This window comes from Variovorax sp. Varisp46 (assembly GCF_059491885.1).
In genome coordinates, this window is the sequence record NZ_CP168515.1 from 2625503 (window position 1) to 2644641 (window position 19139).

The window sequence follows — 19139 nt, forward strand, 5'->3', positions numbered from 1 at the left end:
TCACTGGTTCGCAATTTCTGGTTCAAGTCGATCCCGCCGCATGGCACGCCACAGGGCGAGATCGTAGGAAATCTTGAGCAGCCCGCACGCAATGAGCGGCAAGGAGATCCATCCGGCCGCAAACAGTGCGCCACTGAGCGTCGGACTGATGGCCGCGGCCAGGCTCCGCGGAACGGCAGTGAAACTCGCCGCGGCGCTGCGCTCTGCAGGAGTCACCACGGCCATCACATAGGCCGTCCGGGTGGGAACGTCCATCGATGACAACGCGCTGCGAACCATCAGCAAACCAAGCGCAATCGGCAAGCTGGGCGCCAGCGCAGCCAACACAAGGCAGACGTTGGCGGGCAGATGCGTGAAGACCATCGTGTTGAGCAGCCCTATTCGTTGTGCCACCACAGGAGCCGCGAGCTGCGATGCGGCACTCAGCAAGCCAGTCCAGAAGAAGAACACTCCGGCCTGGGTCAGCGAGAAGCCGAATCGCTGCAGCAGCCACAACGACATCAACGCGTTGACCGTCAATCCGCCGGCGAAGGCGTCGACGCTGAAGAGTGCCGCCAATCGCATCACCACGCCGCGTGAAGGCCCCAGGGGTGCCGGGGCGACAGGTGCGCTGCTTGAGTTGTTGCCTGCGTCAGGGGCCGACAGGTTTCGATAGAGCCAGAAAACAATGAGCCCGATCGCGGCATACACTAGGAACATTCCGCGCAGCGCGTCGAGGCGCGCAAGCCGGCTGTGTTGAACCAGCCAATCCGGCACGGCCGCAGCCAATGCGCCTATCGCGGCACACAGCGCACCCAGGAGGCTGTAGCGGGCAAACAGCGCGGTTCGCGCATGGCCTTGCGCCGCTGCGGCCAGCCGGGCGTGTTCGAGAGGTAGGAAGACGCTCACATCGCCCGAACTGGGGTTAAGGGTGCCGACGAGCGCGACGACCAGCAACGGCCAGAATGCCGACAAACCCGCAAAGCCGAGGCCGGTCGCGGCCATCAGCACGGCGGCAATGCGCAGCAATTTCCCTCCTGCGAAGCGGTAGCCCCATGCACCAACCGCCAGCGTGGCCAAGGCGGAGCCCAGCATCGTGGCCGTGCTGAGGATGCCGACCTCCAGCGTACCCAGCCCGTTCGAAAGCAGGTAGGCCGGTAGCAGCACGGCCATGTACCCATCGCCGAAGGCGCGCAAACCTCGTGCGGCGAGCAGAGGCATGGCGACGGGGTCGACGCCGGCGGGCAGCAGGCGCATGAGACCGCCCAATGAACGAGACGAAGGGGGCGTACTCATTGCGTGCCGGAGAGGAAAGAAGGCCGGGCCACGATCGCGATTTGCCCCGCCGGTCCGCCAAAGCTGATGAAGCCGGGCTTGCGCCAGAAGCGGAAGGCTTCAGCGAATGAAATGGACTGGATGGGCGCAGAAGGCGCGGGCTGTGCGTCAGGCAAGGCGGTGTCCACAGATAGCTCCGTTATGAGTCGCCAGCGCTTGGACGGGACACCGTCTAACTTTGCAGAACGGGAGGCTGTATTCCCGGTGGCGAGATCGTAGCAGACAGAGCCGGCCAGCTGTGTGCGCCCAGACTGCGGATGCCCGCCACGGCGCGCGGGCTACTCGGCCTCGATGCCGGCCGCCTTCACGATGCGGCCCCACTTCTGGGACTCGGCCGCCTGGAACTTCGCGAGCTCTTCGGGCGAGGTCGTGTACACCTCGGTGCCGGTCGGCTCGTAGAAGGCCGTCTTTGCAGCGTCGCTCTTCGCGGCCTTCACCAGCAGCTCATTGAGCCGCTTGACCACGGCCGGCGGCGTCTTCGCGGGCGCATAGGCCGCGAACCAGTAGCCCATCTCGTAGCCCTTCACGCCGGCCTCGGAAATGGTGGGCACATCGGGCGCGAGCGGCGATCGCACCGAGCTGGAAAAGCCCAACGCACGCAGCTTGCCTGCCTTGACCTGCGGCAGGCCGGTAGCGGTGTCGGTGATCATCATGTGGATCTGGCCGCCCAGCAGGTCGGTCACGGCGAGCGTGTTGCTCTTGTAGGGCACGTGCAGCAGCCTGATGTCGGCCATCTGCTGCAGCAGCTCGCCCGCCATGCGGCTCGACGAACTGCCGCTGCCGAAGCTGTACTTGCCCGGCTCCTTCTTCGCAAGCGCGATGAATTCGGCAACGCTCTTTGCTGGGAACGAGGGGTTCACCACCATGATCTGGCCGCCCTTGCCGAGCGCGGCCACGGGCACGAAGTCTTTCACCGGGTCGTAGGGCAGCTTCTTGAACAGGTGCTCGTTGGCAGCGTGCGTGGTGTTGGTAGTGATGAGCACCGTGTAGCCGTCGGCGGGCGCCTTGGCCACGTTCTGCGAGGCGATGAAGCCGCTGGCGCCAGCCTTGTTGTCGATGATGACGGCTTGCTTGGTCTCGGCCGCGACCTGGTTGCCGATGGCGCGCGCGATCTGGTCGGTAGCGGTACCGGCCGCGAAGGGCACGACGAAGGTAATGGGCTTCTCGGGGAAGGCCTGCGCATGGCCCAGCAGCGGCGCCAGGGCCAATGCGGTGGTCAGTACGGTGAGGGGAAATCGTTTCATTGTTTTGTCTCCGGATGGAATGGTTCAAAGAAAAAAAGAAGCCGCCGCTACGGCCCGGCCAGCAAGGGCTCGAGTGCGCGCGGCACGCGCACAGGCATGTCGAGCAGCAGGAAGGACAGCGCCTTGCCGTGTGCATCGAGGTTCAGCGCATCGTTGACGCCGCCGTCGAGCACTGCGTCGAGCACGAAGTTCATCGCGTGCAGCTTCGGCAGCACGAAGCGCTGCACCTGCGACGGCGCGCGATGGCGGAACTGCGCGGCCACGCGCTCGGGCGTGATCTGTTCGACCAGCAAGGGATACAGCTGCGGGTGCCAGGCGATCACGCTGATGTTGGAGCGATCGCCCTTGTCGCCGGTGCGGCCGTGGGCAGCGCGGTAGAGCGGCACGTCGATCATGTCGAGGGTGTTCATGCCAGTGCCTCCGCGTCGAGCAATTCGAAGCGCACCGGCACTGCTTCGCGCGGCAGCAGGCACGACAGCGTGTTGAGCCGCGGCGTGAGCGCGGTGCGCACGCCGCCGCCGCCGGCCGGGCCGCAGGTGTAGAGCGCCATCACCTCGCACGCCAGCCGTTCAGCCTGCGCGCGATCGGTATGCGTGGCCGCCACGCGCAGGCGCACGTCGCGCAGGCCCGCATCGGGCGTATCCGCCAGCGCGCGGCCGGCGTCGTCGCCGAGGATGCTCAGCGCGCCGATCAGGTCCACGCGCAGCGCGAGTCCGTCGAGCCGCTTGCGAAGCACATCCGCAGCAAGCCGAGCGCGGGCCTCGGCGCGTGCCCCCGCATAGGAGATCTCGCCCTCCGCCAACCAGCCGCCTTCATGGCAGACATTGACCTTGTAGCGGCCCGGCCGTTCGTGGCCGCGCACGCCGGAGAGCGCCACGCGGTCGGCGCCGGGAAGCGCGTGCACGTCGGCATCGGCAATGTCCGCGACCACGTCGGGCGTCAGGTAGGCGGCCGGGTCATGCACCTCGTAGAGCAGTTGCTCCTTCACGGTGGCCTCGCTCACGAGGCCGCCGGTGCCGTCGGCCTTGCCGATGGTGCAGCGGCCATCGGCGTCGATCTCGGCGATCGGAAAGCCGACCGCCTCCAGCCCCGGCACGTCCTTGTAGTCGGGATCGGCAAAGTAACCGCCGCACACCTGCGCGCCGCATTCGAGCAAGTGGCCCGCCATGGTCGCGCGCCCGAGCCGGTCCCAGTCGTCGGCGCGCCAGCCGAAATGCGACATGGCCGGCCCGACGGTGAGCGAAGGGTCGGCCACGCGGCCGCACACCACGATCTGCGCGCCCGCGTCGAGCGCCGCGGCAATGGGTTCCGCGCCGATGTACGCATTGGCGCTGACCACGCGCAGGCCTTGCATCCGCGCGCCGAGCGCTTTATTCAGCAATGCGCGATGCTCGGGTCCCGACAGGTCGTCGCCCTCCACCACCGCGATGCGCGGCGCATCCGCGCCCAGTTCGCGCGCCATGCGGGCGATGTGCCGGGCGGCGGCACGCGGATTGGCGGCACCGAAGTTGCTCACGATGCGAATGCCATGCACCAGGCAGCGCGCGAGCACGGGCCGCAGCATGTCGTCGAGCAACGGCTCGTAGCCGGCGTCGGGGTTGGCGCGACGGCGCAGCTGCGCCAACGCCAGCGTGCGTTCGGCCAGCGTCTCGAAGATGAGGAAGGCGCGACTGCCGGCGGGCCCCGCGGCGAGCCGTGCGATCAGCGTGTCGACCACCGGCCCGGCTGCATCGGTGCGGTCGCCCGAGAAGCCGGCAGCGCATCCGATCAGCAGCGTGGACGGTTCGATGGAGTTCATTGCCATGCACTGTAGGCAGCGGCCGCTCATCCGTAAAATCGAAAATCCGGATCGATTGATCCGAGTTTCAAATAACAAGCCGGCCACCGACATCCAGGACATGAGAAAGACGCCCGACCTCTCCGCGCGGCAGCTGCGCGCCTTTCTCGCGCTGGCCGAGCACCGCAACTTCACGCGCGCGGCGCAGAGCAGCCACCTTTCGCAGCCCGCGTTCAGCGCGCTGATCCGCACACTCGAAGACGCGGTCGGCACGCGTCTGTTCGACCGCGACACGCGCAGCGTGCAGCTCACGCCCGAGGGCCGGCTGTTCGAGGGCTCCGCGCGCCGGCTGCTCGACGATATGGGCAGCGCCATGGCCGACCTCGCCGACCACGTGGAACGCCGCAAGGGCCGCGTGCGCGTGGCCGCCCTGCCCTCGCTCGCGGCCGGCTGGCTGCCCGCGGTGTTCGCCGAGTTCATGCAGGCCTGGCCGGGCATCCGCATCGACCTGGACGACGCGCTGTCCGACGCCTGCATCGCGCTGGTGCGCAGCGGCCAGGCCGACTTCGCGCTCGCCGCATCGGGCGCCGGAGGCACCGCCGACGGCGACCTGCGCGCACGCAAGCTCTGCACCGACCGCTTCCACCTCGTGTGCCGCGCCGACCATCCGCTCGCGCGCGAGCCGCGCCTCACGGCGAAGAAGATCGCGCCCTACCCCTTCATCCAGATGGCGCGCAACAGCAGCGTGCGGCAGGCGCTCGACGCGGCGCTGCATCCGCAAAGGTTGAATGCGGTGTTCGAGGTGGAGCACCTGGCCACCGTGATGGGCCTCGTCGAGGCCGGTCTGGGCATCAGCGTGGTGCCTGCCCTCACACTGTTCCATTTCCAGCGCGAGACGCTGGTGACCCGGCCACTGCCCCTGGCTTCCCTCACGCGCACGCTCTACATGGTGCAGCGGCGCGAAGGCAGCCTGTCGGTGGCGGCGCAGACGCTGCACGACCTGATCGTCGCGCGGCTGGGGTCGCTGCGGCTGGACTGATGCCCGGCGCGCAGCAAGCCAGGACCAGCTGGCGATAGCCGCTCAGCCCACGGCGCTCGCCATCGCGGCACGCGCAGTCGGATTCGGCGTGGGCTCCCCGATCTTGCGCATCGTGTTGCGATCGGTGTGGCTGAAGGGTTCGGGCTTTCCGCGCACGCTCAGCACCGTCTCGAGTTCGTAGGACCAGCTGCCATCGTCATGGATCGACACCTCGATGCTGTAGCGCAGCGTCTTGAACGCATGCTCCAGGAACGGGTTGGCCACGATGCCGTTGGTCTCGCCGCCGCGCACCGCTTCGAGCCTGAAACTGCGGTCGCCGGGCTTCGCGTGGCCGGTGGCCATGGCCGTGAGCCCGCGCGGGATCGACAGCGTCTGGATCAGTGCGCCCGTGGCGGGCTCCCACAGCCAGTAGCCGACCTGGTCGTGAAAAGTCTCCACCTCGTCGGGCTTGGCGATGCGCAGGTGGTAGCGCAGCCCGTAGAAGATCTGCGGCCCGTTGGTCTGTGCATCGATGGGCTGGAACTCCGCGTGCTCGATGAAGGCTTCGGCCTCGGGGCCGTCTTCCTTCGGGCTCACGTCGTGGCCGGCCGTGCCGATCCAGAGGCCCGCCAGGCCCGCGAGCGGGCCGAGGTTGGCGAGCGTGTGCGGATCGGGCTCGGGTTCCGTGTAGATGTCGCGGGGAAACTGTTCCATGTTCTTTTCCTGATGAAATCTTCTCTTGTGGCGTGCGGATAAATGTCACTGGTCGAGGCGAATGCCGACCTTGGCGATGATCGCACCCCATTTGCGGCCCTCGCTGTCGATGAAGGCCTTGAACTCCTCGGGCGAGCCGCCGCCCGCCACCAGCCCCTGGTTGGCCAGCAGTTCGCGCACGGCCGGCTCCCGCAGCACCTCGTTGACGTCGGCGTTGATGCGGCGCACCACCTCGGGCGGCGTGCCGCTGGCGGCGAAGAAACCATTCCAGGCCAGCGCCTCGAAACCGGCATAGCCCGACTCGGCCACGGTGGGCAGGTCTTTCATGAGCTCGGAACGCGTGGCGCTCGTGATGGCGATGAGCTTCACGCGCTGCCCCTGGATCAGCGGCAGCAGCGCGGGCGCCACCGCGAACAACGCCTGCGTGTCGCCCGCCGCCAGCGACAGACCCGCGGGCGGCGAACCTGCATAAGGCACATGCACCGCCTCGATGTGCGCCACGCTGCGAAACAGCTCCATCGTGAGGTGCGAAGAACTGCCCGCGCCCACCGACGCATAGCTGAATTTGTCGCCCCGCTTCTTCGCCCATTCGACGAACTCGGGCAGCGTGTTCGCGGGGTTGTTCGCCTGCACCGCCAGCACGTTGGGTTGCGAGGTCGTGAGCACGACGGGCACCAGGTCGCGCGAAGGCACATAAGGCATGCGCGCATACATGTAGGGGCCGAAGGCAATCGGGCCGTTGAAACCGATGCCCAGCGTGTAGCCGTCGTGCGGCCCCTTGGCCACGGTGTCCATGCCGATCAGGCCGCCCGCGCCCGCCTTGGTCTCGATCACCACGGGTTGCTTCCAGATCACGCGCAGGCGGTCGGCCAGCGTCCGCGCAATGAGGTCGAGCGAACTGCCTGCAGGTGCGGGCACGATGACGCGAACTGGCTTCGCGGGCCAGTCCTGAGCCCATGCGCCGGCGGCCAACACGCTGGCAAGCAACAACATGCCGAGCTTGTAGTTCTTCTTCACTTCAGTCTTTCACTAGTGATTTACCCGAACGATACGGCCTGCGCTTTGTCAAGAACTGATGCGCGAACGACACACAAGCGTGACCGCACGCATCCTGCACATCGAGACCTCGCAAATCCAGGTCCGAATATGAAGTCGAAAGGCTTCCAGAGCGGTTCCGATGGGCTCGATGGCCTTTAACCACTTTGCGAACGGGCCAATTGTGCAGGGGCTTCAAACTGCCATCGCATCGCGGCAAGATGCGCATCCGCCGAATCTTGCGTCAACCCGATCTGACCGAAGGAGCATTCTCATGTTCGCTACCGCGGAACGCACCATCAAGACCCCCGGCCCCGATCATCCGATCACAATCACACCGAACCCGCTGCGCGTGGTGGTGTCGGTCGACGGCCGTGTCATCGCCGACACGCGCGAAGCGTTGACGCTGCGCGAAACGCATTTCGGAACGGTGCACTACATCCCCCGCAAGGACGTCAGGATGTCGCTGCTGGAGCGTACGCAACACGCGACCTATTGCCCGTACAAGGGCGAGTGCAACTACTACAGCATTCCTGCGGGCGGCGAACGCTCGGTGAATGCGGTATGGACCTACGAGTCGCCCTACGAGCCGGTCGCACAGATCAAGGACCACCTGGCGTTCTATCCGGATCGCGTGGGGCCGATCGAAGAGCGGGTTGCCTAGAGCGCGAACTCACCTCGCCGGTCTTGACCGGCGCGAGCGTCACCGTGTTCGGCTCGGCGTGCGCTAAAAGCCCAACCAGCCAACGGCTGACATGCCGATTACAAGCCGGCGAACAGCGCCATTGCGGCGCACCGTGGCGCAGGCTTGCTGATGGGCTTCACCAACATCAACACCACCGCCGAAGCGCACCAGCTCGCGGCAAGGCTGCGCGCGGCTTCCGGCTGACCTGCCGTCAGGCCGTTCCGTGGCCGAGGGCGGTCACGATGCGCGCGTCAAAACCACACCGCACTTCACAGCACGCGGCAAGCCAGCTACATTCGTCGCTTCGACAACCACACAGAAAGCGGAGGTGCGCGATGGAAGACACTGCAATTCAAGCCCCCACCAACGTGCGGTTTGCCGGGCCTCATCTGAACTGATCGTTCACGCGTCGACCGCGTAGCCGGTCTGCCCCGCGCGGCCATCACCCGCCGCGACGACCACAAACCGCCCCGATTCAAACGCCGCTACCGGTACGCACGTGCCGGCAGCGCCCCGTTCATTTGTCGAATCAAGGCCAACGACCATGCTTGAAAACCGTGCCGCACCTGCGCGGCATACCGTGACCACCGTGTTCGATCCCCAGCGCGCTTCCGAAACCGACTGGGGCCATTTCCTCGCCTACTGGCGCCTGCGCGCCGCGGAAGACTTTCCCGGCGACCCTGTTCCTCCCGATGCCGACACCCGGCACAACGTGCTGCAGCCCGGCCCGCTGTATGCCGTTCATCGCGTGCTCGCCGTTGGCGCACACGGCGAATTCATCGGCAGCCTGAGCGCGAGCTTCCGCCGCGAAGGCACGCCCGGGCACGAGGCGTTCGCACCGTTCCTCGAAGCCTGGGGCGGCGTGCTGCGTCCGCACCGGCGCCGCGGCGTGGCGAGCACGCTGCTTCGCGCGTTGCTGGCATTGATGGAAATGCACTGCAAGTCCGTCGCAACCATCAAGACCCACCTGCCCGACGGCCACGCCTTCCTGCAGGCCATCGGCGCCGTCGAAAAGCACCGCAGCGTCGAGAACCGCATGCCCCTGGCCGGGCTCGACTGGCAGATGCTCGCCCGCTGGCGCGCTGATGGCTTCGCGCCCGCCCACGGCCTGCGCGCCGAGGTGCACGCGGGCCGCGTGCCCTTCGAGCGGCTCGCTGCGCTGATGGCGCCGCTGTCCGCGCTGCTGAACGACGCGCCCACCACCAACCTCGAACGGCCGCCGCTGCGCTACGACCTGGAGGACTTCCCGCCCTGGTACGCCGACATGGACCGCCGCGGGGGCGAGCACTTTCTCGTGCTCCTGCTCGACGGGGACGAGGTGGTCGCGGTATGCGACGCCTCCTGGAACCAGCGCTTCCCCGACCGCTTGCAACAGCGGCTCACGGCCGTCGCGCGCCAGTGGCGCGGCAAGGGCCTTGCAAAGGGCGTGAAGGCCGCCATGCTGCAGCTCGTGCGCGAGCGCCACCCCGAGGTCACGCTCGCCGTGACCCACAACGCCGAAGTCAATGCCCCCATGCTCACCATCAACCACCGGCTCGGCTTTGCCGCGCACAAGCACGACGGCCTCTACCAGATCGACACGCAAAGCCTGCGGACCTTCCTGGAGGCACGGCCATGAAGGCACCCCAGCGACTGCAGGCATTGATCGACGAGGGCCTGATCGACACCGTGGTGCGCCAGCTCATGAGCGGCAAGGAAGCCATGGTCTACGTCGTGCGCTGCGGCGACGAGACGCGCTGCGCCAAGATCTACAAGGAAGCCGACAAGCGCAGCTTCCGCCAGGCCGTCGACTACACCGAGAACCGGCGCGTCAAGAACACCCGCGAGGCACGCGCCATGGCCAAGGGCACGCGCTTCGGCCGCAAGGTGACCGAGGCCATCTGGCAGAGCGCCGAGGTCGATGCGCTCTACCGCCTGGCCGCCGCGGGCGTGCGCGTGCCCACGCCGCACAACTTCCTCGAAGGCGTGCTGCTGATGGACCTGGTGACCGACGCCCACGGCGACGCCGCCCCGCGCCTCAACGACGTGGTCTTCTCGCCCGAAGACGCGCTGCGCCACCACGCCAACCTGCTGAAAGAGGTGATGCGCATGCTGTGCGCCGGCATCGTGCATGGCGACCTCTCCGAGTTCAACGTGCTGCTGGCCGAAGACGGCCCGGTGATCATCGACCTGCCGCAGGCGGTGGACGCCGCCGGCAACAACCACGCACGGCGCATGCTGCTGCGCGACGTCGAGAACCTGCGCAACTTCTTCGGCCAGTTCGCGCCCGCGCTGCTGCGCACGCACTACGGCGACGAGATCTGGCAGCTGTACGAACGCGGCCTGTTGCGCCCCGAGACGGAACTGACAGGCACGTTCGTGCGCGAGACCGGCCCGGTCGACCTGCGCAACGTGATGCGCGAGGTGGACGACGCGCGCGAGGAAGAAGCGGCGCGGCGCCTGCGCATGCAGGCACCGCGACAATAGCGGGCTGACAACGCCCGCCCCGATGAACCCCACCACCTCGCCGCCCCCTGCCCCGCACCCGCCGTTTGCCTCCGCCGCCCGCCAAATCGCGAAGGCCGCGGCCTTCGTGGCCCTGGGCTTCGGTTCGGTGGCGCACGCGGCGGGCATCCGCCTCGAAGACGACCGCGGCACCACGCTCGAACTGCAGGCGCCGGCGCGGCGCATCGTGTCGCTGATGCCCTCGCTGACCGAAACGGTCTGCGCGCTCGACGCCTGCGACCGGCTGGTGGGCATCGACCGCCATGCCAACTGGCCGGTGTCGGTGAAGGGCTTGCCGCAGGTCGGCGGCATCGACGACGCGAACATCGAGCGCATCGTCGCGCTCAAGCCCGACCTTGTGCTGCTGCGTCCGCGCAGCCGCGCTGCCGAACCGCTGGAGCGCCTTGGCATCAAGGTGCTGGCGCTCGACGCCAAGACCCACGCCGACATGCGCCGCGTGATGGAAACCGTGGCCCGCGCCACCGGCCGGCCTGGAGCGGGCGAAGCCTTCTGGCGCAGGCTCGACGCCGGGCTGGACGCCGCCAAGGCCCGCGTGCCGGCTGGCTGGCAAGGCCGTCGCGTTTACTTCGAGGTGCACGGCGGCATGGCCGCGGCCAGCGAGAGCTCCTTCATCGGCGAGACGCTGGCCCGCCTCGGGCTTGGCAACGCTGTGCCGGGCACACTCGGCCCGTTCCCGAAGATGAGCCCCGAGTTCGTGGTACGCGCCAATCCGGACGTGCTGATGGTGTCGGCGCTCGGCGAAATCTCCGCCATGGCTTCGCGGCCCGGCTGGTCGGCCATGTCGGCCATCCAGCGCGGGCGCGTGTGCAGCTTCGCCTCGGCGCGCTTCGACCTGATGATGCGCCCCGGTCCGCGGCTGGACGAAGCGGCCGACGCCATCGTGGGCTGCCTGGCCTCGCTGGGCGCACCGAAGCCCTGACACCCGACGACTCATCCCTTCCGCCATGAAGCATCGCAAGCAAACCTCCTCCACTCCTTTCGTCCGGGTAGGCCCCAGCGGCGTGCACGGCCTCGGCGCCTTCGCCACGCGCGACCTGCCGGCGGAAGCTTTCCTCGGCCTCTACGAAGGCCGCCGCTACACCCAGGCCGAAATCGCCACCAAGGTCTGGGACGACCAGCTCACCTACCTGTTCACGCTGTCGAACCACGAGACCATCGACGGCGCCAAGGGCGGCAACGCCACTCGCCACCTGAACCATTCATGCGAGCCGAATTGCGAGGCCGTCGAGGAATACGACGAGGGCGGCGAAATGGTGCTGAAGTTCCAGACGCTGATGGCCGTGGACGCAGGCGACGAGCTATTCATCGACTATTCGCTGACCGCGGACGACGGCTCGCCGCCGTCGAAGTACCCGTGCCATTGCGGCTCGCCCAGTTGCCGGGGAACGATGCTGGCGCCGGTCGAAACAGCGGCCGGGCAAGACGCTCAAGCGTTCGGGTTCGAGGCCACGACGTAGCGCGCATCCCAATGCGTGGCAAGCTGCCGCGCACGGTGCAGCGGCACGCGCGCCGTCTCGAAGTCCACCACGCAGGCCATGTCGGCGGCCTCGGGCCGCGCGGGGTTTTCGCTGCTGCGGCCATCGGTCAACAGCCACAGCCAGCGTTGGCGCGACTCGCTCTTCGCCAGCAGGTGCCCCGCGCGCTGCACGCCCAATGCCAGCGGCGTGCCGCCGCCCGCTGCGATCGGCGCGACCCAGTCGTCGTTCCAGGCGCTGGCGCGGCGCGGCGGCAGGCGCAGTTCGACCACCTCGCCGGCAAAACACAGCAGCGCGACGTGGTCGCGGCGCTGGTAGGCCTCCTGCATCAGCGCGAGCAGCAGGCCCTTGGCGCGCGCGAGGCTGCTGTCGCTGCGCATCGAGGCCGAGCAGTCGAGCAGGAAGCAATGCAGCGCGCCGCTGCGTGCCTGCTGCGGGCGGCGGCGCAGGTGCTCCGGGCGCAGGTGGCCGGCACCGCGCGCCGCGAAGGTGCGCGGCCAGTCGAAGGCCGCGCCCTGCGAGGCGGGGCCGCGCCATGCATCCCTCTGCGCGCCCTGCCTCCGGTCACCCTGGCGTGCGCCAGTGGGTACGGCGTCCCGGAGGCTCAGGCTTTTTTTGACGCGGCCTGTGCAGGAGCGATCAGCGGTCGCAGCGGCTTCACGCGCTCGATGCCGACGGGCTCGGGCGGCATGGCCCCCCAGTCTTCATCGCCCGCACTGTTCGCGGCGTCGTTCGGATTCGCGTCGGGCATTGCGGAGCGAGGAGCCGCCGATGGCGCAGCCTCGGCTTCGGGCCTGCGCCGGTGCAGCAGCACGGCTTCGGCCACGCGCTGCACGTGGCCAGTGGTAATGGCGCCCGCCCCGTCCCAGGCCGCGAGCGCGCGAGCGGAGCGCAGCATCACGAGATCGGCGCGCAAGCCATCGACGCCGGCTGCGATGCACAGCGCACCGACCGCCTCATGCACCGCATCGCCATACGGCAGCGCTGTCGCATCGGCCACGAGGGCGCGCGCACGGACCAATGCGGCTGCCAGTTCGGCTTGCGCCTTCGCATGCGTCGTGCGAAAGCCCTGCGGATCGGCATCGAAGGCCAGCCGCGCACGCACGATGGCCTGCCGTTCTGCGGCATCCTCGATGTTGCGCAGCTGCACGCACAGGCCGAAGCGGTCGAGCAGCTGCGGGCGCAGCGTGCCCTCTTCCGGGTTCATGGTGCCGACCAGCACGAAGCGCGCGGCATGCCGGTGGGAAATTCCGTCGCGCTCCACCACGTTGACGCCGCTGGCCGCGGCGTCGAGCAGCGAGTCGATCAGCGCATCGGGCAGCAGGTTGATCTCGTCGACGTACAGCACGCCGCCGTGCGCGCGCGCCAGCAGGCCGGGCGCGAACTTCAGTTCGTGGCCGGCCAGCGCCTGCCCGAGGTCGAGCGTGCCCACGAGGCTTTCAAGGCTCGCGCCCAGCGGCAGCGTGACAAAAGGCGCGCGCGGCAGCAGCTCTGCCAGCGCGCGCGCAGCGGTGGTCTTGGCGGTGCCGCGCGGTCCTTCGATCAGCACGCCGCCAAGGCCCGGATCGACAGCGGCCAGCAGCAGCGCCTGGCGCAGCTGCGGCTGGCCCGCGATCGCGGCAAAAGGAAAAGGGACCGGCATGGGGGCGGCAGTGGTCATCGCGAAAGTCCTTCCATCTGCTGCTCGTGGCCGAGCAGCAGGTTTTGCAATTGGTCCTTGTAGTCGCCGGGCGATTGCCACAGGCCGCGCTGCATGGCCTCGAGCAGGCGGCTGAGCATGTCGTGCAGCGCGCGCGGATTGTGTGTGTTCACGAAGTCGCGGGTGGCTTCGTCGAGCACGTAGGCGTCCGCCACCATCGCGTACTGGTGGTCGCCGACCACGCGCGCGGTGGCGTCGAAGCCGAACAGGTAGTCCACCGTCGCGGCCATTTCGAAGGCGCCCTTGTAGCCGTGGCGCTTCACTCCGTCGATCCACTTCGGGTTGACCACGCGCGCGCGGATGACGCGGCTGATTTCTTCCTTCAGCGTGCGCACGCGCGGCGCCTGCGGGTTGCCGTGGTCGCCGTGGTACATGGCCGGCTGCCGCCCGCTCAGGTGGCGCACGGCGGCGGCCATGCCGCCCTGGAACTGGTAGTAGTCGTTGGAGTCGAGCAGGTCGTGCTCGCGGCTGTCCTGGTTCTGCAGCACGACGTTCATCGCGCGCAGGCGGCGCACCAGCGCGCCGGTGGCGGGCACGCCGTCGCTGCCCTGGCCGTAGGCGTGGGCGCTGCCGCCGACATAGGCTTTCGACAAATCGTCGTCGGTCTGCCAGTCGCCATGATCGAACAGCCGTTGCAGGCCGGAGCCGTAGCTGCCGGGCGCGGAGCCGAACACGCGCCAGCCCGCCTGCGTGCGGGCGGCCTCGGGCGCCATGCCCTGCGCTTCGAGCGCGGCGGCCTCGCTGAGGATGCGCGCGCGGACGGGGTTGCGCTCGGCGTCTTCGTCTTCCTGCGCGGCGACGGCCTGCACGGCCGCGTCGAACATCTGCACCGCATTGGGAAACGCGTCGCGGAAGAAGCCCGAGATGCGCAGCGTGACGTCGATGCGCGGACGGCCGAGGCCCACCGTGGGCAGCACCTCGAAATCGACCACGCGCTGGCTGCCCGGCGCCCACTTCGGCCGCACGCCAATGAGGGCGAAGGCCTGCGCCAGGTCGTCGCCGCCGGTGCGCATGGTGGCCGTGCCCCAGACCGAGAGGCCCAGCGCCGCGGGATAGTCGCCGTGCTCCTGCAGGTGCCGCTCGACCAGCTGCGCGGCGGACTTGAGGCCGAGCATCCAGGCGGTGGGCGTGGGAATGGCACGGGTGTCGACCGCGTAGAAGTTGCGCCCGGTGGGCAGCACGTCGGGGCGGCCGCGCGATGGCGAGCCGCTCGGTCCGGGCGGAACGAAGCGGCCTTGCAGGGCGCGTGAAAGCTGCAGCAGCTCCTGCGCACCGCAGGCGTCGAGCGCGGGGGCGAGATCTTGTTCGACGCGGCCCATCACCGCAGCGGTATGCGGCATGCCGGACGGACAGTTGTTGTCCTCCAGCAGGCGCTGCGCCAGCAGCTCCAGCCGCTCACGCGTATCGCCCTGATGCCGCCACGCATCGGTGCTCACCGATTGCAGCAGCGCGGGACGCGCGCCCAGCCACGGTTGTGCCGCGTCGATGTCGAGCGGGTCAAACGCCTCGCCCGGCAACAGGTCTTGCGACAACGCGCCGAGCAGCCCGGCATTCGCGCCCGCGCCGTCCGCAGCCGGATAGCGCGACAGCGCCAGCAGCGTGTCGCGCCGCAGCCGCTCGCGCGGCGACGCGCCGAACACATGCAGCCCGTCGCGGATCTGCGTTTCCTTCAGCTCGCACAGGTAGGCATCCACGCGCGCCAACACCGCATCGTCTTCCGCGCCCGGCAGGCCGCCCAGCTCTTCGACCAGATGCTGCGCCCGCACCGCCGCGAGGATCTGCGCGCGCAGCACCTTCGCGCGGCGCGCATCGGCCAGCAACGCGTCGTAGTACTCGTCGACCTGCCGCTCCAGGTCCTGCATCGGGCCATGGTTCTCGGCGCGCGTGAGCGGCGGCATCAGGTGGTCGACGATGACCGCCTGCGTTCGCCGCTTGGCCTGCGCACCCTCGCCGGGGTCGTTGACGATGAAGGGGTACACGTTGGGCAGCGGCCCGAGGATCGCGTCGGGCCAGCAGGCCCGTGACAGCGCGATGCTCTTGCCCGGCAGCCATTCGAGGTTGCCGTGCTTGCCGACGTGCACGACCGCGTCGATGGCGAAGGCATCGCGCAGCCAGAAATAGAACGCGAGGTAGCTGTGCGGCGGCACCAGTTCGGCGTCGTGGTAGCTCGCGTAGTCGGCCATGTCCAGGGTACCCAGCGCGCGCGCGGGCTGGATGCCGACGAACACGCGGCCCAGCCGCAGGCCAGCGATCATGAAGCGATCGCGCCGCAGCATCGGGTCCTGCTCGGGCGGGCCCCAGCGTGCGTCGATGGCGTCGGCCATACCTTCAGGCAGCAACGCGAGCCGCATGCGGTACTCGGCCAGCCCGTAGCTCTGCCACGCCGGCCGCGCAGCCCACTGCGCGGGATCGTTCGCAATACCTTCCTGCAGCTTGCGCATCAGCGCATCGCCGTCGGCGGGCATCGCACCGGGTTCGCCCAACGCATAGCCCTCGGCCGCCATCGCCTGCAGGATCGCCATCACCGAAGCCGGCGTGTCGAGCCCCACACCGCTGCCGATACGGCCCTCGCTGCCCGGGTAGTTCGCAAGGATCAACGCAATGCGCTTCTCGTCGGCGCGCAGGCTGCGCAGCCGGCACCAGCGGCGCGCCAGCTCGGCCACGAAGGCGATGCGGTCCGGCTCGGGCTGGTAGCTGACCACCTCGGTCTGCGTGAGTTCGCAGCGGTGCAACAAGCCCTTGAAGCTCACGGCGCGCGTGACGATGCGGCCGTCCATCTCGGGCAGCGCGATCTGCATGGCGATGTCGCGCGGACGCAGGCCCTGGCTGTCGGCCAGCCAGTCCTCGCGGTTGCCGCCGCTCACGATCACCTGCAGCACCGGCGCGTCGCCGGCCAGGGCCAGGGCTTCGCCGTCTTCATCCTGCGCGCCCTGCCCCAGCGCCGCGAAGGCCGTGGTGTTGAGCACCAGTTGCACGTCGTGCTCGATGCACAGCGCACGCAGCGTGGACAGGCACAGCGGGTCTTTCAGCGAATCGAGCGCCACCGGCAGCGGGTTGAGCCCCTCGGCGCTCAGCGCCGCGGCGAGCGCATCGAAGGCCGCCGTGTTGCCCGACAGCAGATGCGAGCGATAGAACACCAGCGCCACCACCGGCGCACCCGCATGCCAGCCGGCGCGCAGGTCGTCGATGCCGGCGACGGCATGCGCCGCGCCCATGCCCTGCGGCACATGCAGCGCGACCTGCGGCAGGCTGCGCGGCGGCAGCGGCGCTTCGCCGTGGCCAAGCCCGTGGAAAGCCACCGCACGCAGGAACTGCATCGCATTGCCCGCTCCGCCGCTGCGCATGTACTGCCACAGCTGGCGGCTCACCGCGCGCGGCGCCGTGCTGCGCGCGAGCAGGTCTTCGTCTTCCTGCAGGTCGCCGGAGAACATGGCGAGCTGCTGGCCTTTGCGTTTGGCCAGCTTCTCGAGCTGCTGGAGTCCGTAGGCCCAGGCCGATTCCGCGCCCAGGTGGTCGACCACCACCACGCGCGCGTGCTGCAGCACCTCGTCGATGTACAGGTCTAGCGAGGCCGGCTGGCGCAGGTGCATCAGGTTGGCCAGCCGCAGCGACGGGTAGCCCGGGTCGGTGACCGCCAGCGCAGTGCGCGCGGCCGCGAGCAGCGCGAGCGTGGTGTCGGCCGAGCTGAGCACCACGATGTCGCCCGGCGTCTGGTCGAGGCGGGTGACGACGCTGTCGTCCTCGACGAAGCGTCCGGGCTGGGTGCTCAGCAAGTGCATCGGTTCAGGTGGTCAGGCGGCGACTGCGCTCACCTCTTCCAGCGCCTTGCGCAGCATCGCTTCGTCAAGGTCTTCGCCGATGAACACGAGGCGCGTGCGCTGCGCCTCGCCATCGCGCCAGCGGCGATCGAAGTGGTGGTCGAAGCGGCGGCCCACGCCCTGCACCAGCAGGCGCATCGGCTTGCCCGGAATGGCGACGAAGCCCTTCACGCGGTAGATGGTGTGCTGCTCGACCAGTTGGCCCAGCACAGCCAGCAGGCTGTCGCGGTCCACGGGCGGCAGCTCGATCACGAGCGAGTCGAACTCGTCGTGATCATGGTCTTCCTCATGGTCGTGGTGGCTCTCGCGCAGGTGGATGGTGGCTTCGGCCTCACGGCCCTGGCCCAGCAGCAACGCGAGCGGCAGCCTGCCCTCGGTGGCGGCGACGATCTTCACTTCGGGCGGCAACTCCTCGCGCACCAGCGCCTCGACCTTGGCCCGCGCGGCGTCGTCCATCAGGTCGGTCTTGTTGAGCACCACGAGGTCGGCGGCCGAAAGCTGGTCTTCGAACAGCTCATGCAGCGGCGATTCGTGGTCGAGGTTGGGGTCGGCGCGGCGCGCTTCGTCCACGGCCTGCGGGTTCTCGGCGAACTGGCCCGAGGCGGCGGCCGAGCCGTCGACCACCGTGACCACCGAATCCACAGTGAAGATGTTGGCGATGTCCGGCCACTGGAAGGCCTGCACCAGCGGCTTGGGCAGCGCGAGGCCGGAGGTCTCGATGAGCACCGCGTCAAGCTCGCCGCGGCGCTCGGCCAGCTGCAGCATCACGGGCAGGAACTCTTCCTGCACAGTGCAGCAGACGCAGCCGTTGGCCAGTTCGTAGAGCGCGCCCGCACGCTCGTTGCCTTCATCGTCGCAGCCGATGCCGCAGCCGCGAAGAATCTCGCCGTCGATGCCGAGCTCGCCGAACTCGTTGACGATCACCGCGATGCGGCGGCCTTCCGCGTTGCCAAGGATGTGGCGCAGCAGCGTGGTCTTGCCGCTGCCGAGGAAGCCTGTGACGATGGTGACGGGGATCTTGGCGTTGTTTGCTTGTGTCATGGATGTGTTCGAGGCGCCGCTGGCAAGGGGATGGGTGAGCGAGAACCAGGCGCCCAGCGGCGCGCCTGCTTCGGATTTTTCCAGGGGATGCGCCGCTCCCCCGAGGCGTGCTCAAGGCAGTGGCGCCGGGCTTGGGTCAGACGCTGCTGTACAAGCGGCGCTCGACGAAGGCCGTCCCTTGCAAACGGCGCCAGCCCTTCGCGGCGGCCAGTACACCCAGGTCGACCAGCGGCTCGACAAGCACGACGGTCATGTAGGCCGCGCCGAAGCTGGCGATCTGGCCCAGGTTCTCGAGCCCGGTACCGCGTCCGTACAGCGCCCAGAAGCCGACCCAGACCACGATGCCGCCCTGGTAGGCCACCGAGAGCTTGAAGGCCTGCTGGTAGCCGATGTCCACGTAGGCCAGCTTTTCGGGAATGATCCGGCGGGCCAGCGCGGAAGTGGCGAACAGCGGCACCAGCAGCGTGGTGACGTTCATGCCGTACTGCGGCAGATCCTGCGGCTCGAAGAACAGGCCCTGCACGAGCAGCCCGCCCGCCAGCCCGATGGCCGCGGGCGCCAGCCCGAACACCAACAGCAGCGTGGTGCCCAGGATCAGGTGCACCTCGGACACGCCCACCGGATGGTGCGGGAACACCTCGAAGAAGCAGAACACCAGCGCCACCGCGATGGCGGAGCGCAGCACCAGCGCGGCGGGCCCGTCCTTCATGAGCATCTGGAACGCGACCTTGCCGGTGTAGGCAAGAGCGGCTGCCGCCGTCGCATAGCTGAGGAAAATCTTGGATCCGTCGACGAGACCTGGTTCGATGTGCAT

General features: G+C 68.7%; 17 protein-coding genes and 1 pseudogene. 6 read left to right on the forward strand and 12 right to left on the reverse strand.

Annotated features, from left to right (window positions below):
* The 5 genes and pseudogenes from ACEN9N_RS12455 to ACEN9N_RS12475 form a co-directional block, all read right to left on the reverse strand.
* Complete coding sequence (locus ACEN9N_RS12455) at positions 1 to 1236, reverse strand: MFS transporter (RefSeq protein ID WP_413316192.1); 1236 nt, start codon at positions 1234 to 1236, stop codon at positions 1 to 3.
* A 68-nt stretch (positions 1237 to 1304) separates the two neighbouring features.
* Positions 1305 to 1442 (reverse strand): annotated as a pseudogene (locus tag ACEN9N_RS12460) (chromate efflux transporter); the annotation flags it as partial.
* A 150-nt stretch (positions 1443 to 1592) separates the two neighbouring features.
* On the reverse strand, positions 1593 to 2558 hold the full coding sequence (locus ACEN9N_RS12465; protein WP_413316191.1) for a Bug family tripartite tricarboxylate transporter substrate binding protein: 966 nt from the start codon (positions 2556 to 2558) through the stop codon (positions 1593 to 1595).
* A gap of 47 nt (positions 2559 to 2605) precedes the next feature.
* On the reverse strand, positions 2606 to 2968 hold the full coding sequence (locus tag ACEN9N_RS12470) for an AtuA-related protein (RefSeq protein WP_007839145.1): 363 nt from the start codon (positions 2966 to 2968) through the stop codon (positions 2606 to 2608).
* Positions 2965 to 4356, reverse strand: coding sequence for an acyclic terpene utilization AtuA family protein (locus ACEN9N_RS12475; protein WP_495656167.1), 1392 nt, complete (start codon positions 4354 to 4356; stop codon positions 2965 to 2967). The genes ACEN9N_RS12470 and ACEN9N_RS12475 overlap by 4 nt, the downstream gene beginning before the upstream one ends.
* A 100-nt stretch (positions 4357 to 4456) precedes the next feature.
* Between ACEN9N_RS12475 and ACEN9N_RS12480 the strand changes: the two genes are divergently transcribed.
* Entirely contained in the window at positions 4457 to 5374 is a 918-nt protein-coding gene (locus tag ACEN9N_RS12480) for a LysR family transcriptional regulator (RefSeq protein ID WP_495656168.1), read from the forward strand.
* Between the two features lie 42 nt (positions 5375 to 5416).
* Here ACEN9N_RS12480 and ACEN9N_RS12485 read toward each other — a convergent pair whose 3' ends face one another.
* Together ACEN9N_RS12485 and ACEN9N_RS12490 are read right to left on the reverse strand one after the other, a co-directional pair.
* Positions 5417 to 6067: an FABP family protein gene (locus tag ACEN9N_RS12485; protein ID WP_413316188.1), complete on the reverse strand. Its 651-nt coding sequence runs from the start codon at positions 6065 to 6067 to the stop codon at positions 5417 to 5419.
* A gap of 45 nt (positions 6068 to 6112) precedes the next feature.
* Positions 6113 to 7060 carry a Bug family tripartite tricarboxylate transporter substrate binding protein gene (locus ACEN9N_RS12490; RefSeq protein ID WP_495656377.1) on the reverse strand — a complete coding sequence of 316 codons (948 nt, stop codon included), beginning with the start codon at positions 7058 to 7060 and terminating at the stop codon, positions 6113 to 6115.
* 316 nt (positions 7061 to 7376) lie between these two features.
* On the opposite strand from ACEN9N_RS12490, the gene ACEN9N_RS12495 reads away from it, so the two are divergent.
* From ACEN9N_RS12495 to ACEN9N_RS12515, 5 genes are all read left to right on the forward strand, one after another.
* Complete coding sequence (locus ACEN9N_RS12495; protein ID WP_007839128.1) at positions 7377 to 7766, forward strand: DUF427 domain-containing protein; 390 nt, start codon at positions 7377 to 7379, stop codon at positions 7764 to 7766.
* A 565-nt stretch (positions 7767 to 8331) separates the two neighbouring features.
* Positions 8332 to 9405 (forward strand): GNAT family N-acetyltransferase, encoded by a 1074-nt coding sequence (locus ACEN9N_RS12500; RefSeq protein ID WP_495656169.1) that lies wholly within the window; start codon positions 8332 to 8334, stop codon positions 9403 to 9405.
* Positions 9402 to 10253 (forward strand): PA4780 family RIO1-like protein kinase, encoded by an 852-nt coding sequence (locus ACEN9N_RS12505; protein WP_495656170.1) that lies wholly within the window; start codon positions 9402 to 9404, stop codon positions 10251 to 10253. The genes ACEN9N_RS12500 and ACEN9N_RS12505 overlap by 4 nt, the downstream gene beginning before the upstream one ends.
* Positions 10254 to 10275: 22 nt before the next feature.
* Positions 10276 to 11211, forward strand: a complete 936-nt coding sequence (locus ACEN9N_RS12510) for an ABC transporter substrate-binding protein (RefSeq protein WP_495656171.1) — start codon at positions 10276 to 10278, stop codon at positions 11209 to 11211.
* 25 nt (positions 11212 to 11236) lie between these two features.
* Entirely contained in the window at positions 11237 to 11749 is a 513-nt protein-coding gene (locus ACEN9N_RS12515; protein WP_007839124.1) for an SET domain-containing protein, read from the forward strand.
* Here the strand turns inward: ACEN9N_RS12515 and ACEN9N_RS12520 are convergent.
* The 5 genes from ACEN9N_RS12520 to ACEN9N_RS12540 form a co-directional block, all read right to left on the reverse strand.
* Positions 11719 to 12147 (reverse strand): vWA domain-containing protein, encoded by a 429-nt coding sequence (locus tag ACEN9N_RS12520; RefSeq protein ID WP_495656172.1) that lies wholly within the window; start codon positions 12145 to 12147, stop codon positions 11719 to 11721. The genes ACEN9N_RS12515 and ACEN9N_RS12520 overlap by 31 nt on opposite strands.
* Positions 12148 to 12371: 224 nt before the next feature.
* Positions 12372 to 13427 carry a magnesium chelatase ATPase subunit I gene (locus ACEN9N_RS12525; protein ID WP_495656173.1) on the reverse strand — a complete coding sequence of 352 codons (1056 nt, stop codon included), beginning with the start codon at positions 13425 to 13427 and terminating at the stop codon, positions 12372 to 12374.
* Positions 13424 to 17245 carry a cobaltochelatase subunit CobN gene (cobN, locus tag ACEN9N_RS12530; protein WP_495656174.1) on the reverse strand — a complete coding sequence of 1274 codons (3822 nt, stop codon included), beginning with the start codon at positions 17243 to 17245 and terminating at the stop codon, positions 13424 to 13426. Before cobN ends, ACEN9N_RS12525 begins: the two co-directional genes overlap by 4 nt.
* Before the next feature lie 12 nt (positions 17246 to 17257).
* Entirely contained in the window at positions 17258 to 18325 is a 1068-nt protein-coding gene (gene cobW / locus ACEN9N_RS12535) for a cobalamin biosynthesis protein CobW (protein ID WP_495656175.1), read from the reverse strand.
* A 136-nt stretch (positions 18326 to 18461) separates the two neighbouring features.
* Complete coding sequence (locus ACEN9N_RS12540) at positions 18462 to 19139, reverse strand: energy-coupling factor ABC transporter permease (protein ID WP_413312789.1); 678 nt, start codon at positions 19137 to 19139, stop codon at positions 18462 to 18464.

What these genes read in the sequence shown, in the direction of transcription:
- ACEN9N_RS12480 (WP_495656168.1), top strand. Translation starts at nt 4,457, where the DNA reads ATGAGAAAGACGCCCGACCTCTCCGCGCGGCAGCTGCGCGCCTTTCTC.
- cobW (WP_495656175.1), bottom strand. Translation starts at nt 18,325, where the DNA reads ATGACACAAGCAAACAACGCCAAGATCCCCGTCACCATCGTCACAGGC.
- ACEN9N_RS12515 (WP_007839124.1), top strand. Translation starts at nt 11,237, where the DNA reads ATGAAGCATCGCAAGCAAACCTCCTCCACTCCTTTCGTCCGGGTAGGC.
- ACEN9N_RS12485 (WP_413316188.1), bottom strand. Translation starts at nt 6,067, where the DNA reads ATGGAACAGTTTCCCCGCGACATCTACACGGAACCCGAGCCCGATCCG.
- ACEN9N_RS12475 (WP_495656167.1), bottom strand. Translation starts at nt 4,356, where the DNA reads ATGAACTCCATCGAACCGTCCACGCTGCTGATCGGATGCGCTGCCGGC.
- ACEN9N_RS12495 (WP_007839128.1), top strand. Translation starts at nt 7,377, where the DNA reads ATGTTCGCTACCGCGGAACGCACCATCAAGACCCCCGGCCCCGATCAT.
- ACEN9N_RS12520 (WP_495656172.1), bottom strand. Translation starts at nt 12,147, where the DNA reads ATGCGCAGCGACAGCAGCCTCGCGCGCGCCAAGGGCCTGCTGCTCGCG.
- ACEN9N_RS12540 (WP_413312789.1), bottom strand. Translation starts at nt 19,139, where the DNA reads ATGCACATCGAACCAGGTCTCGTCGACGGATCCAAGATTTTCCTCAGC.
- ACEN9N_RS12490 (WP_495656377.1), bottom strand. Translation starts at nt 7,060, where the DNA reads ATGTTGTTGCTTGCCAGCGTGTTGGCCGCCGGCGCATGGGCTCAGGAC.
- ACEN9N_RS12510 (WP_495656171.1), top strand. Translation starts at nt 10,276, where the DNA reads ATGAACCCCACCACCTCGCCGCCCCCTGCCCCGCACCCGCCGTTTGCC.
- ACEN9N_RS12500 (WP_495656169.1), top strand. Translation starts at nt 8,332, where the DNA reads ATGCTTGAAAACCGTGCCGCACCTGCGCGGCATACCGTGACCACCGTG.
- ACEN9N_RS12505 (WP_495656170.1), top strand. Translation starts at nt 9,402, where the DNA reads ATGAAGGCACCCCAGCGACTGCAGGCATTGATCGACGAGGGCCTGATC.
- ACEN9N_RS12455 (WP_413316192.1), bottom strand. Translation starts at nt 1,236, where the DNA reads ATGCGCCTGCTGCCCGCCGGCGTCGACCCCGTCGCCATGCCTCTGCTC.
- cobN (WP_495656174.1), bottom strand. Translation starts at nt 17,245, where the DNA reads ATGCACTTGCTGAGCACCCAGCCCGGACGCTTCGTCGAGGACGACAGC.
- ACEN9N_RS12470 (WP_007839145.1), bottom strand. Translation starts at nt 2,968, where the DNA reads ATGAACACCCTCGACATGATCGACGTGCCGCTCTACCGCGCTGCCCAC.
- ACEN9N_RS12525 (WP_495656173.1), bottom strand. Translation starts at nt 13,427, where the DNA reads ATGACCACTGCCGCCCCCATGCCGGTCCCTTTTCCTTTTGCCGCGATC.
- ACEN9N_RS12465 (WP_413316191.1), bottom strand. Translation starts at nt 2,558, where the DNA reads ATGAAACGATTTCCCCTCACCGTACTGACCACCGCATTGGCCCTGGCG.